This window comes from Brevibacillus centrosporus (genome assembly GCF_046622605.1).
GTDB lineage: Bacteria > Bacillota > Bacilli > Brevibacillales > Brevibacillaceae > Brevibacillus > Brevibacillus centrosporus.
The window spans coordinates 853,409-867,023 of record NZ_CP176856.1; the positions used below are offsets into that span (position 1 = coordinate 853,409).

Sequence of the window (13,615 nt, forward strand, 5' to 3'; positions counted from 1 at the left end):
GGGGCCTTTATTATGCTTGCGAAAAGCATACTCAAAATGAAGTACTCCTTACAAACTCTTGTTCAGCTCCGTCAGCTCTCGCTCGGTCAGATCTCGCCATTGACCAACCCTGAGTTCGCCCAGTTCAATGTTCATGATCCGGACCCGTTTCAGCTGCCGCACCTGATAGCCGAACGCCTGGCACATCCGTCTGATTTGCCGGTTCAGTCCTTGGGTGAGAACGATTTTGAAGACGCGATCGCTGATTTTGGTGACCTTGCACGGTTTGGTGACGGTGCCGAGGATGCGCACACCGCCGGACATCCCCTGTATGAATAGCGGGGTGATTGGCTTGTCGACCGTGACGATGTACTCTTTCTCATGGTTGTTTTCCGCTCGCAGGATTTTATTGACGATATCGCCGTCATTCGTGAGCAAGATCAGGCCTTGGGAGTCTTTGTCCAACCGACCGATAGGGAAGATGCGCTCTGGATGATTCACGAAGTCGATTATATTTCCTTTTACATGCAATTCGGTCGTACAGGTAATGCCGACGGGCTTGTTGAGGGCGATGTAGACGGACTTTTTCTTGGCGCCTAGCGGATTGCCATCGATGCGAACGTCGTCACCGGGCGAAACGGTACTGCCCAGCTCTGCCATTCGTCCATTGATCGTCACGCGTCCTGCTTCTATCAGCTTGTCTGACTCCCGGCGTGAACAAAAACCGGTTTCGCTTATGTATTTATTGATTCGCATGGAACGTTCCTTTCATTGCTTTTGCTGCTTCTCGATCAGTTTATTGCGCCAAGGTGTCGCGAGTTCTTCCAGCTCGAGCATTCGTGCGAGCACCTTGGGATCTGGCGATTTCTCGTGAAAATACAGATGGTGGATCGAAGCGACCGTCACCTGGGCGGGATGGGCAGACAGCTGGATGATCGGTGAGTCTGACTTGATCGTCCCTTCTTGCAGGACACGGAAAAAGTACCCGGTATACCCGGCTGCAATGATTTGCTTTAGCAGTTGGTTATTGTGATTTCGCTTATTAATCGTAGCACAAGGATAGCGGCCTTGCGAAACTTGCAGGATGGCATCCCCGAATTGATAGACATCCCCGATGCACACCTGATCCTCACGCATGTTTTCTGCAGTTACATTTTCCCCAAATGCCGCCTTTTCCAAGGGCTGATCGAATTCCTTCTCCCAATGAGCATAATGTTCAAAAGGATAGAGACAGACGACGCGATCTGGACCGCCGTGGTATGCAGGGTTCGCGACATCGTCCTCGGCGATTTGCTGGGTGGCGACGTGAAGCTCGTCTGTTTGCTCCTTCCAAATGCCAGAAAGATATTCTTGTCCATTATATGTCATGTTCTTCGGCAAGCCTTTGCTTACGTAAACGATTTTTCTATCCGACATAGTTTCCACTCCCTACATGTGCACTCTCCTCATACTATAACAAAACCCCACTTCCTACCACTGCCCGGCGGGACATCCTGTGGCAACTCTGGTATGATGGGGGAAAGGAAGATACAGGAGGCTTATGTTCATGCAATCGACAGGTGTGGTACTGCACACAGATAAATATCAGATTAATATGATGTACGCCCACTGGATCAATGGGACGCATAACAAAAAAGTGGTGTTTGAAGCCTATTTCCGCAAGCTGCCCTTTGGCAACGGCTATGCGGTATCGGCTGGACTAGCTAGAATTGTCGCTTACATACAAAATCTCCGTTTTGAAGAAAGTGATCTGGTCTATTTGAGTGAGCAGGAGGAAAATTACGATCCCGGGTTCCTCGAGGAGCTGAAGCAGCTGCGCTTTACAGGCTCTTTGTACTCCGTAAAGGAAGGGACACTGGTATTTCCGAACGAGCCGCTGATCCGAGTCGAGGGCCGCATGATGGAAGCTCAGCTGGTAGAGACTGCGCTTTTGAACTACATGAACTACCAGACGCTGATCGCAACGAAGGCCTCCCGCATTAAAAACGTGGCAGGCTCTGACATCCTGATGGAATTCGGTACGCGGCGGGCACAGGAAGCGGATGCTGCACTATGGGGGACGCGAGCGGCGTATTTGGCAGGCTTTGATGCTACCTCCAACATGCTGGCAGGCAAAATGTTTGACATCCCGACAAAGGGCACGCATGCCCACTCCTGGGTACAGAGCTTTGACAGCGAGGAAGAAGCCTTTGACCGCTTCGCACAGGCATTGCCCGGTCAAGTGACGCTGCTCGTGGATACGTACGATACGTTGAACAGCGGCGTGCCGCACGCCATTGAGCTGGGCAAGCGGCTGGAGGCAGAAGGCAAGCGACTGTCTGCCGTACGACTGGACAGCGGAGATCTTGCCTACCTCTCTATCAAAACCAGAGAGATGCTGGACAAAGCAGGGCTGCCTTACGTGAAGATCGTCGCTTCCAATGATCTTGATGAGCACACCATCATGAATCTGAAAGTACAAGGAGCCCGTGTAGACAGCTGGGGAGTCGGAACACAGCTGATTACAGCAGCGGATCAGCCGACATTGGGTGGCGTTTACAAGCTGGTTGCGCGCGAAGGGGCAGACGGAGAATATTTGCCGACAATCAAGATCTCGGGCAACCCGGAGAAAGTGACGAATCCGGGTATCAAGGATATGTACCGCTTGATTGATCCGGAGACGAACAAAGCCATTGCGGACTACCTGTGCTTCCCGCATGAGGAGCTGGTGCCGAAAGGGGAATCCCTGCATCTGTTTAATCCGAGCCATCCGTACTTGAACAAGCAGCTGAAAAAGTACAAATCCGAAGCGCTTCTGGTACCGGTCTTCCTCGATGGCGAGCTCGTGTATAAGCTGCCGTCTCTCGAGGAGATCCGCCTCTATCATCGCCAGCAGCTGGACCTGTTCTGGCCCGAGTATTTGCGGATGCTCAATCCGGAGCACTACCGCTTGTATATGAGTGATGAGGTATGGGAGACGAAGAATCGGTTAATGAAAGAATATATGTCGAAGTAACGTGTGAAGCAACGTTCTGAAGGACGTTGCTTTTTTACTTTCCAGCTATTATCCTAGCAGATAGGAATGTAGCTTTTTCAAATTAGTCGGATTATTTTTTCTGCCTGCTTTTTTGCAAAGGATGGGAAGGGGGATTAAACATGCCAATTAAATTGCCTGACGAATTGCCAGCAACCGAAATACTGGCGGGGGAGAATATTTTCGTGATGAAGGAGAGCAGAGCCTTCACGCAGGATATCCGGCCGCTGCGCATCGTCATTTTAAACCTGATGCCTGTCAAGGAAACGACGGAAACTCAGCTCCTCCGCCTTCTGGGGAATACACCGCTGCAGGTGGAGATCGTGTTGCTGCACATGTCCAGCCATACGTCGAAAAATACATCGGAAGAGCACTTGTCGATGTTTTATAAAACGTTTGAAGAAATTAAGGATCAGCGTTTTGACGGGATGATCATCACGGGAGCACCTATTGAACAGCTCGAATTCGAACAAGTGACGTACTGGGATGAATTGAAGGAAATCCTTGACTGGAAGATGGAAAACGTTACTTCGACGCTCCACATTTGCTGGGGAGCGCAAGCGGGACTTTACCATCACTTCGGCGTTCCTAAGCATCCTTTGCCAGAGAAGATGTTCGGAATTTTCCCGCATACGCTGAACAAGCAAAACGTGAAACTGCTGCGCGGATTTGACAACTATTTCTACATCCCGCACTCCCGTCATACGGAAAACCGTCGGGAGGACATCGAAAAGGTGCCAGAGCTGGAAATTCTGTCGGAATCCGAGGAATCCGGTGTCTATCTCGTCGCTACCAAGGACGGACGGCAGATTTTCGTGACCGGTCACTCGGAGTACGATCCGACGTCGTTGCAGGACGAGTACAGGCGTGACATCAACAAAGGTCTGGACATAGCGGTACCACGAAACTACTACCCAAAAGACGACCCCGACCGTCAGCCGATCGTCACTTGGCGCGCGCATGCCAACCTCTTGTTCTCCAACTGGCTGAACTACTACGTCTACCAGGAAACGCCTTACGATTTGAAACAAAGCAAGTAAAAACCGCCGTTTCACCATCCGAGCCGATCGGATGGTTTTTTGCATAGAAGAGGAGGGTAACTATGATCAACTGGCAGGATGAAGTGAGCAAGAGAAAAGAAAGCTTGTTCGAGGATCTATACGGACTTTTGCGAATCCCTAGCGTAAAGGATGGACAGACGAGTGAGCCCGGTGCACCGATGGGAAAGGAAATCGGGCGCGCACTGGACTACATGCTGGATCTGGCAGAGCGAGATGGTTTTCGAACGGCAAATCTGGAGGGCTACGTCGGCTATGCCCAGCTTGGGGACTCCGAGAGTGATGATTACGTAGCGGTGTTGGGACATCTGGATGTCGTAGCAGCGACGGGAGATTGGACTTCACCGCCTTACGAGCCGACGATGCGAGAGGGCAAGCTGTTTGCCCGTGGAGCCATTGATGACAAAGGACCGACCCTCGCTGCCTACTACGGCATGAAAATGATCAAGGAGCTGGGGCTTTCCCTCCAGCATAACGTCCGCTTCATTTTCGGGACGGATGAGGAGAGCGGGAGCCGCTGTATGGCGCGATACCGCGAGACGGAAAAGCTGCCGCTCGCAGGTTTTACGCCAGATGCGGACTTTCCCATCGTTCATGCGGAAAAAGGGCAGATCAATACACGGATCATGCTGGGGAAAAGGACGTCTGACCCGTCTGTGGCGGTGAGGAATGTCGCTGGACAGGGAACGGCAGCTCCGTGGCGTCTGCTTTCCTTTTTCGGTGGCGGCACTGCCAACATGGTGCCAAAGTCAGCTCGGGCAGTGCTTACGGCAGTAGAGACAGAGCGGCTAAGCGAGATGGCAGCAGCTTACAGTCTCTACTGCGAGTCTCGTGGAAGCAAGGGGGCAGCACGGATCGAGGCAGAGCAGCTGGTCCTTTCGATGGAAGGAAAAGCGGCGCACGGTATGGAGCCCGAGCTTGGGATCAATGCGGCTCTGGAGCTGGTGCATTTTCTCGTTGCGCATTCCTTTCAGGAGGAGGCAGAGCGATTCCTTCGTTGCGTGGATCAGTACCTGTTTGAGGACTACGCCGGAGAAGCGTTGGGGATTGCCTCTGCGGACGAGATATCTGGGGCACTCACAATCAATAGTGGGATCTTGCAGTATGAGCCGGATGGCGAATCGTTTTTTCACATCAATTTGCGCTACCCGGTGACGGATGAGGCGAGCCGGATTTTGGAGGGAATCGCCGAAAGAGTCGGGAAATACGGCTTTGTCATCGAGCCTCCGCTCTTGAAAAAAGGTCATCATGTAGCAAAGGACCATCCGATGATCGGTATTTTGCAGCGCGTGTACCAGGAGATGACGGGGCTTGCGCCAGTGCTCCTGTCAACCGGTGGAGGCACGTATGCGTACCACATTGGCAATGGCGTTGCCTTTGGTCCGCTCTTCCCCGGCAAAACGTCGCTCGCTCATCAGGCAGATGAGTACATCGAGGTGGAAGATCTGCTGCTGTCCGCCGCGATGTATGCGAGAGCGATCTATGAGCTTGCGAATGCAGATTTTCACGAGGAAGAGTAGGGGAGCGGATGAGACGTGCATGATCTGCAAGGGAAGGTTGTACTTATAACGGGTGCGAGCTCTGGCATTGGGTGTGCTGCTGCAAAGCTGTTGGGATCTCGCGGGGCACAAGTGGCGATCCACTACCATTCCAATCTGCAAGGAGCGGAAGAAGCAGCGGCGCAGATCCGGGCAGAGGGTGGTGACTGTGCTCTCTTTTCTGCCGATGTGTCGGATAGAGACCAAGTGAACCGGATGGCCTCTGAGGTTTTGGAGCGGTTCGGGTCGATTCACGTCCTGGTGAACAATGCAGGCGCAGGCATACAGCCGAGCAGGTTCATGGAGCTTCAGGAGGAGCTGTGGGACAAGACTTACGCGGTCAATGTCAAAAGCGTGCTTTTTTGCTCGCAGGCCGTACTGCGCGACATGCTGCCTCGAGGGGAAGGGAAAATTATCAATATTTCATCAGGGGCGGCTCGCTTTGGAGGGGCCGGGGAAAGTGTGCACTATGCTTCTGCCAAAGGAGCAGTCAACACGCTGACGATCGGGATGGCGAGAGAATTTGCCGATCAGGGAATTCTCGTCAATGCGGTTGCGCCTGGTATTATCGACACAGCGTGGCATGAGAAATTTTCATCAGGGGAGAGGCTGCAGCAGTTTTTGCCGACAGTCCCCTTGAAACGAGCAGGGTCGCCGCAAGACGTTGCAGAGATGATTGCTTTTCTGGCGTCGGATTCTGCGAACTACATTACGGGTGAGATTTTCAATGTGAGCGGTGGAAGATAATAGAGCAAAGTTCCTATTCACACGTACTCTTCAAATGCCGATATAGAAAAAAGTGGAAAATGGCGTGTAGAGGAGAGATCAACATGAAGAGAGACCGCAAGCTCGTTCGCAGCTGGCAGAAAGCCATGCTAGCGGCCGTTTTGACATGCGGAGTCGTACTGGCAGGTGCGGGTCAAGTACCTGTGTATGCGAAAACGGAAAAAACGGATCAAACACAAAAGAAAATATCCAAGCTCAGTGCCAGTGCCACATCGGTGAAGCTGAAAAAGGATGGGACCCAGCAGCTTGCTCTGACGGTTACCTACACGGATAAAACGAAAGAGGACGTCACACAAAAAGCCGACTGGACCTCCTCCGACAGCGAAGTTGCCACAGTGGAAGCGGGGCTGGTAACAGCGGTAGATTCCGGAAAGACCAAAGTCAAGGCGAGCTACGGCGGGAAAAACGTAACGCTGTCCGTGGAAGTCGACATCATCTCCAAGCTGGCCGTGGATCAGAAAAAGCTCACGCTGCGCGAGGGAGCGACCCAGCAAATCACTGCTACGGTGACCTACTCGGACAAGTCTACGGCAATTGTCACAGAAGGAGCAGAATGGTTCAGTGGGGACAGTGAAGTGGTTACAGTCGAGAATGGACTTGTGACTGCAGTAGGCTCAGGAAAAACGAAGGTATCGGTAAAATACGGAGGCAAAACCGTGACGCTGCCCGTGGAGGTCGACATCATCTCCAAGCTGGCAGTGGATCAGAAAAAACTCGTCCTGCGCAATGATGAGACCAAGCAAATCGCAGCTACAGCTACTTATACGGACAAAAAGACGGCAAACGTCACAGAAGAGGCAAAATGGACAAGTGCCGACAGTGAAGTTGTCACCGTGGACAAAGGGCTTGTGACAACGGTAGGACCAGGCAAAACAAAAATTACGGTAACGTACGGAGGAAAAACCGTGACGCTGCCCGTGGAAGTCGATATCATTTCCAAGCTGGCGCTGGACAAGAAGGTCGCGTACGTGCACCCGGGGAAAACCGAGTCCCTTAAGCTGACGGCGAGCTTGTCAAACGGTGACAAGGTAGACGTAACGGAAAAAGCAGAGTGGACGACGAGCAATCCGGAAGTGGCTACGGTAGAAGGTGGCGTAGTAACGGGTGTAGGAGCAGGAAAGGCAAAGCTGACCGCCAAGTACGGAGGCAAAACCGTCACGATTTCGGTAGAGTCTGCTGTGCTGTCCAAGCTGGAGGCGGACACGAAGCAAGTGACGCTAAAAGAGGGCGAGACGAAGGAATTGAAAGCGTCCGCGCTCTACACAGATAAGACGAAAGCAGATGTAACGCTCGAGGCTGACTGGACTTCGGTGAATCAAAAAGTGGCAACAGTGGAAGGCGGCAAGATTACCGCTGTCAAAGCAGGCCGCACAAATGTGATCGTGACCTACAACGGAAAGATCGTCAGTGTCTCTGTGACAGTAAAATAGGGAAAGATCAGGATCAGGAAAAGGAAGACTGCCACGATGGCGGTCTTTTTTTTTTACAGTAAGAGTTTATAGGATTCTTATCCAGTATAAGTGCAACTAAGACTGCGACCTGTACCCTTTGGGTGCAAAAGGCTTGGCGCAGCCAAGTTTTCTAACGTGGTGTACGCGGGCAGCTGCAGCCCTGTGGTAAGCTAGTAGAAAGAAGAATTTCGCACGCACAGCACAGGACACGACGGGGGCATCTCATGGACATCAGGCAACTGCAGTACTTTGTGGAAGTGGCAAAACAGAAAAGCTTTACCAAGGCTGCCAACACCCTGCACGTCTCGCAGCCCTCCATCAGCAAAATGATGAAAGCTCTGGAGGAAGAGCTGGGTGTCGTACTGCTGGATCGGTCCGAGCGAAAAATGGAGCTGACAGATGCAGGGGAGCTGGTCTACGATCATGCGACAAAGGTGCTTCACTTGATGGACAGTCTGGCCTTATCCATCGGAGAAATACGCAACATGGAGCGCGGACGTGTCAAAATGGGCATGATGCCGACGGTAGGATCGTTTTTACTGCCGAATGTCATCGCTCTGTTTAAAAAGCAGTATCCGGGCATCGATATCGAGATGAAGGAATACAGCGCCAAGCTGCTGGAGGTACACGTAGAGCAGGGAAGCATTGATGTAGGTCTGACCGTTCTTCCTGCCGATACGGAAAAGTTCGATGCAGTTCCCTTGCAGGCAGAAGACTTGGTCGCGATCGTCCATCGGGAGCATTGGATCTCCGAACGCGAGTCAATCAGCCTGGCGGAGCTGCGTGAGGAAGCCTTTATCTTGTTTACGGAAGAGTACGCCATTCACGATGTGGTCAAGCAGGCATGTCTGCGCGCAGGCTTTGAGCCGCAGGTCGCTTACATGAGCTCGCTATGGGATTTCGTCGGGGAGCTGGTGGCGACGCAGCTCGGGATATCGCTCGTTCCCCGTTCGATTGTGAGACGCCTGAACAACAGTGAGCTGCGGACGATCAATATCTCTTCCCCGAAGATCGACTGGCAGTACGCACTGATTTTTCGAAAGGACCACTACCTTTCGCACGCAGCACGAGCGTTCATCTCCTTTGCTGAGCAGCATCTTTCTCCATAACCAAATGGAATAGAGTTCATGATGTTTATGTATTGTACGAATAATGCAGAGAGCAGATAAAATGGACCTACCAACATGAGAAGTCGGGGTGGTCAGGATGAGATCATGGCTCTTAGCACTGCCGCAGGTTTTGCTGCTGTACGTGTTTGCCTGGGCAGGAAAATGGATTTCGATGGTTTTGCCGTTACATATTCCAGGAAGTCTGATCGGTATGGGGATGCTGTTTCTGTGCTTGCAGCTCGGATGGATTCGGTTGAGCTGGGTACAGGCAGGAGCGACTTTGGTGTTTTCCCAGATGATTTTGTTTTTCGTACCTGCCATCGCCGGGATCATGCAATATCCGTGGCTTTTGGGCATGAAAGGCTTGCTCGTTTTGATCATCGTCGTCAGTGGGTCAGCACTGGTGATGATTTCGACAGGCGTGATTGCTGAGCGGATGTTCAAATTGGGTGAGGTGAAGCGGCGTGACTCTGTGGAAAATTTGTAGCATTCTCGTCACGATCCTTTTCTTTGTGGCAGCCAAACAGCTGAATCGAAAAAAGCCTATCTTGCTCTTTTCACCGGCTATCGTCGCCCCTTTAGGAATTATGGTCTTGCTGCTCGTGAGCGGAGTCCCTTTTCAGGAATATCAGGCGGGCACAGAGCTTTTAAGTGAAATGCTTGGCGTGGTCACAGTTGCTTTTGCGATCCCTCTCTATCGCAACTGGGGCATACTGATGTCCCATTGGCGGATGATCGTGAGCAGTTTGGCTACTGGGGCATTGATCGCGATCCTGGCTGGCGTTTCGACCGCGATGCTGCTTGGTTTGGGAAAAGAAGCGGCAATCAGTGTGATTCCGCGCTCGATCACTTTGCCGATCGCGGTGGGTCTGTCGGAATCAATCGGGGGAATTCCGTCTTTGACGGCCCTGTTCGTGATGCTGACGAGCTTTGCCGGCGTATTCTGGGGACCGACCCTCATCAAGCACCTGAGACTGCGGCATCCGGTTTCGATCGGCTTGATGTACGGCATGGGCGCGCATGTGCTGGGAATGGCGAAAGCCCTGGAGCAGGGCGATCTGGAAGGCAGCAGCGCGACGCTCGCCGTCATCGCAGGCGCGGTCATGACCGTGGTATGGGCATTTATTCTGCTTCCGGTAATTTTGACGTGGATGGGAATGTAAGGGGGCCAAAAACAGCCCCTTTTTCTTATGGGAAAATTGTATAATTATAAAAATATTTGCATAAATATTTATTAGGAAAGAATGAGGTTGTCATGAACATCCGATCGTTTTCTCTGGAGCAATGGGAGGAGGTCGTCGCCCTGTGGCGTCGTGCCGGCATACAGCTGTCACGCTCCGATACACCCGAGAAAATCCAAAAGAAACTGGATTAATCATTTTAACCGAGATGAACTGATTTTCATGGAAAAATGGATTACGCCCGCCCAAACGTCTGCGAAAGGTGTATGATAGGGGACAGACTAGCTATGAACTTATTCATCAAGGAGGCTTTATGAAACCGATCTATGCCGCCCTCTTGCTGTGCACGAGCTTTCTTTGGGGAGGGAACTTTGTTGTAGGGAAGTTTTTGGTCGGGCATGCTTCGTCCCTGACGCTGACTGATTTACGCTGGATGATCGCGGTCGTCTTTCTGATCCCTATGGTCTGGTTTCGCGAAAAGCGGATTTTGCCGACCAAGCAGGCTGTGCTCCCGCTGATTTTGATGGGGGTAACGGGTGTCGCGTTGTTCAACCTTTTTATGTTTTGGGCGCTGGAGAGAACGAATGCGACGAATGTCGGTCTGTTATCTACGCTGAATCCAGTATCGATTGCCATCTTTTCCTTTTTACTGGTAAAGGATAAAATCAAACCGCTCCAGATTGTCGCGATGTTCATTTCCTTTGGTGGCGTACTGGTGGTCATGAGCAAAGGGGATTTGTCGCATATTTCCAATCTTCACTTTAATGTAGGCGATTTGTGGATGCTGGCAGCTGTAGCGATGTGGGGCATTTACTCCGTCTGTGCGCGGTGGGCGATGAAGACAGTGACTCCTCTGATGTCGACGCTGTACTCCGGCGTTTTCGGCGTGGCTCTGATGCTGCCAATTAATCTGTCGACCTTCACCGTTCAAAATACGACCTGGTCCTTCTGGCTGTCTCTGTTCTACGTAGGTGTACTGGCGACTGTCGTAAGTATGGTGATGTGGAATGTCGGCGTGCAAAAGGTGGGAGCGACGGCAGCCGGGATGTTCCTGAACTTCAACCCCGTGTTTACCGCGATCCTGGCGTTTCTCTTGCTAGGGGAGAGAATGACTGCGACCCAGCTGCTCGGGAGTGTCATCGTCATCATCGGATGCTATCTCTTCTCCCGTTTGAAGAATGTTTCCTTGAAAAGAAAGTCTGGCATGACACAGGCTGAAATCTAAAGACAGATCCCGCAAACCCTGCCCTTTCAATAGGCGGGGTTTTTCTCTAGCACACATGTACCTAGACTTTTGCATAGACATAAGGATGATGGAGTGTGAGAAGGGGGATACCCATGATTTTGATTGCGGGAAGACAGGTCAGCCCGTCTGAGCTGGTGAGAAGCTGGGGATTAAACGGGGTACAAACGGAAGTCGTCGAGAAAATGGCGGCAAGTCCGGAAACTTTTGAATACCCGACGCCTGAGCTGCTGCAATTTGAACTGAAAATGCGGGATCATCTGGTGAGATCGGCCAGAGCGCTGAATGATAGCGGAATCTCTTTTTCTACTTTTGTAGATTCGCGCTGCAATGAGGATTATTGGCACCGGACAGAGCTTGGCGGCTTCCGGCTGCGCGAGGGAATACTGCCTTCGCAGGGAATCATTGACATCTTCCGAAATGGCAGATTGTACGCGACCGAGTGTGCGACCGCGATGGTCATCATTTTGTACCATGCGACACTGCAGTCGATCCGAACAGCTGATTTCGAGCGGATGTTTGCCGATATTTTGCTTTACGACTGGCGCTATGATCAGGATTTGGATCTGCAGACAGCCAGTACCCACACGTTTTTGCCGGGAGATATTCTCTATTTTGCCAATCCGGACTACAACCCGGCTAAGCCCTGGTGGCAAGGGGAAAACGTCGTGGATTTGGGCAGAGGACTGTATTACGGGCATGGGGCTGGTATCAAGACGGCCGGAATGCTGATCAACTTTTTGAATGAAGAGAGAAGACCAGGATCGTATCAGTCTGCCTACCTCGTTCAACAGGCGACGCGTCCGGGCTTTGCTTACTTGTCGAGATTTAGCGATCGGACTGCCGGCGTCTACGGTAGACTGGCCGATACCCGCATCGTGGCGCGAGTTGGTTCTCAGCGCTGGCGGGGGTAGTCTGCGAAAGAAAGCCTCGCGCCGTATAGGGCAACGAGGCTTTTTCAAATGCTTTTCTAAAAACGTTGGAGGGAAAACATGGACAGATCGTGGGTAGATTTGCCCTGTGTAAGTAGCTCGCTGGCTGCCTCGCCTACCGCGCTGGCAAATTTGAAGCCGTGACCGGAAAAGCCGGCAGCGATCACGATCTGCGAGTACTCAGGATGACGATCGATGATGAAATGCTCGTCCGGTGTCATCGTGTAGATGCAGACACGTCCCTGGCGCAATGCACCGGCTGCTTGCGGCATGTACGTCTCGAGAAACGAGCGAACGTCACCTTCATCAGATAAGAGGGCGCCAAACGTGCGTTCCAGACGATCCGGATCGATCTCTACACCGCCGTCATGTCGACCGATTTTCACCCCTGCCTGATCGATGCTTGGAAATCCGTAGTAGGAGGTTTCGTCGGCCAGCTTAAAAATAAACGCAGGGAATTTATCAGCACGGTACAAGTCCTCCTCGGATCCGAACCAGGCGACCGTCTTGCGCGTAGGAGATAGCGGCAGAGACAAGTCAAGGGAAGCAAGCAGGGCTGGATTCCAGGCTCCTGCGCTGAGCAGCAGCTTACCCGCGCGATAGGTGTGTGCTTCTGTGTGGACGATGACACCATCTCCATCTGGTTGAATGGCGGTCACGGGTGTATGGGGCAAGAGGGTAGCACCTGCCGCAATCGCCTGCTCGCGATACGCACTGATGCACTTTTCTGAATACAGGACACCGGAGGAGGTCTCCAGGCACGCATAATAATGATCGGGCAGCGAGATGCCGGGCCAGCGTTCATTGACTTCAGAGGCACGCAGGACCTCCAGAGGAAGCGAGTACGTCTCGGCGCTTTCACGAATCTCCTGCAGGAAGGAATCCTTCAGCGGGCCGGCACTCAGAACGCCTGTCTGTTCAAAAAGCTTCGTTCCCGATACAGCCTCCAACTCCTGCCAAAGCTGCTGAGCACGCAACGCGAGTGGAACGTATTGCTTGCCTTCTCCGTAAGCGTGGCGGATGATCCGGGTATCTCCGTGATGGCTTCCCATCGTGTGTGGTGGATCGTAGGTGTCTAGCAAAAGGGTGCTGACCCCTTGCTTTGCCAAAAAGTATCCGGCAGCCATCCCCATTGATCCGGCACCGACTATGATGACCTCGTAATTTTCCATACGTCTCCCTCCAAAATCATTGATCACTTATACGTTCATCTGGTCTGTTTCTATTATCTTACAAGGCGGGGAGGAAAGCGAGATGCTTGCCCTGAAAAAAGCAGGCATACTTCGATGGAGATGGAAACAATGGCGGGATAGAATGAGGGAGCA

The 13,615-nt window shown here is 52.2% G+C and carries 13 protein-coding genes; 10 read left to right on the top strand and 3 right to left on the bottom strand.

Annotated elements, in window-relative coordinates; genetic code table 11:
* Positions 1 to 48 precede the first annotated feature (48 nt).
* Positions 49 to 735 (bottom strand): 23S rRNA pseudouridine(2604) synthase RluF, encoded by a 687-nt coding sequence (gene rluF, locus ACLIN2_RS04500; RefSeq protein WP_411503330.1) that lies wholly within the window; start codon positions 733 to 735, stop codon positions 49 to 51.
* 12 nt (positions 736 to 747) lie between these two features.
* The gene (locus ACLIN2_RS04505) at positions 748 to 1,395 is read right to left on the bottom strand and encodes an MOSC domain-containing protein (protein ID WP_411503331.1); all 648 of its coding nucleotides are present in this window, start codon (positions 1,393 to 1,395) and stop codon (positions 748 to 750) included.
* Between the two features lie 130 nt (positions 1,396 to 1,525).
* Between ACLIN2_RS04505 and ACLIN2_RS04510 the strand changes: the two genes are divergently transcribed.
* The 10 genes from ACLIN2_RS04510 to ACLIN2_RS04555 all read left to right on the top strand — a co-directional run bounded on the left by ACLIN2_RS04510 (position 1,526) and on the right by ACLIN2_RS04555 (position 12,272).
* A complete protein-coding gene (locus ACLIN2_RS04510; RefSeq protein WP_092267156.1) occupies positions 1,526 to 2,974 on the top strand; it encodes a nicotinate phosphoribosyltransferase in 1,449 nt (482 codons plus the stop codon).
* 140 nt (positions 2,975 to 3,114) lie between these two features.
* Positions 3,115 to 4,032 (top strand): homoserine O-acetyltransferase MetA, encoded by a 918-nt coding sequence (gene metA / locus ACLIN2_RS04515; protein WP_092267155.1) that lies wholly within the window; start codon positions 3,115 to 3,117, stop codon positions 4,030 to 4,032.
* Between the two features lie 62 nt (positions 4,033 to 4,094).
* Positions 4,095 to 5,570 (top strand): dipeptidase PepV, encoded by a 1,476-nt coding sequence (pepV, locus tag ACLIN2_RS04520; protein WP_411503332.1) that lies wholly within the window; start codon positions 4,095 to 4,097, stop codon positions 5,568 to 5,570.
* 15 nt (positions 5,571 to 5,585) lie between these two features.
* Positions 5,586 to 6,335 (top strand): SDR family NAD(P)-dependent oxidoreductase, encoded by a 750-nt coding sequence (locus ACLIN2_RS04525; RefSeq protein ID WP_411503333.1) that lies wholly within the window; start codon positions 5,586 to 5,588, stop codon positions 6,333 to 6,335.
* A gap of 83 nt (positions 6,336 to 6,418) precedes the next feature.
* Complete coding sequence (locus ACLIN2_RS04530) at positions 6,419 to 7,804, top strand: Ig-like domain-containing protein (protein WP_411503334.1); 1,386 nt, start codon at positions 6,419 to 6,421, stop codon at positions 7,802 to 7,804.
* Positions 7,805 to 8,049: 245 nt separating this feature from the next.
* Positions 8,050 to 8,934 (top strand): LysR family transcriptional regulator, encoded by an 885-nt coding sequence (locus tag ACLIN2_RS04535; RefSeq protein WP_122961623.1) that lies wholly within the window; start codon positions 8,050 to 8,052, stop codon positions 8,932 to 8,934.
* A 97-nt stretch (positions 8,935 to 9,031) separates the two neighbouring features.
* Positions 9,032 to 9,421 carry a CidA/LrgA family protein gene (locus ACLIN2_RS04540; protein ID WP_122925038.1) on the top strand — a complete coding sequence of 130 codons (390 nt, stop codon included), beginning with the start codon at positions 9,032 to 9,034 and terminating at the stop codon, positions 9,419 to 9,421.
* Positions 9,399 to 10,097 carry an LrgB family protein gene (locus ACLIN2_RS04545; protein ID WP_122961624.1) on the top strand — a complete coding sequence of 233 codons (699 nt, stop codon included), beginning with the start codon at positions 9,399 to 9,401 and terminating at the stop codon, positions 10,095 to 10,097. The genes ACLIN2_RS04540 and ACLIN2_RS04545 overlap by 23 nt, the downstream gene beginning before the upstream one ends.
* A 331-nt stretch (positions 10,098 to 10,428) precedes the next feature.
* Positions 10,429 to 11,340, top strand: a complete 912-nt coding sequence (locus ACLIN2_RS04550; protein ID WP_411503335.1) for a DMT family transporter — start codon at positions 10,429 to 10,431, stop codon at positions 11,338 to 11,340.
* A gap of 113 nt (positions 11,341 to 11,453) precedes the next feature.
* Positions 11,454 to 12,272 (top strand): protein-glutamine gamma-glutamyltransferase, encoded by an 819-nt coding sequence (locus ACLIN2_RS04555; RefSeq protein WP_411503336.1) that lies wholly within the window; start codon positions 11,454 to 11,456, stop codon positions 12,270 to 12,272.
* Positions 12,273 to 12,328: 56 nt separating this feature from the next.
* Here the strand turns inward: ACLIN2_RS04555 and solA are convergent, their stop codons facing one another.
* Entirely contained in the window at positions 12,329 to 13,462 is a 1,134-nt protein-coding gene (gene solA, locus ACLIN2_RS04560) for an N-methyl-L-tryptophan oxidase (RefSeq protein ID WP_411503337.1), read from the bottom strand.
* Positions 13,463 to 13,615: the final 153 nt, after the last annotated feature.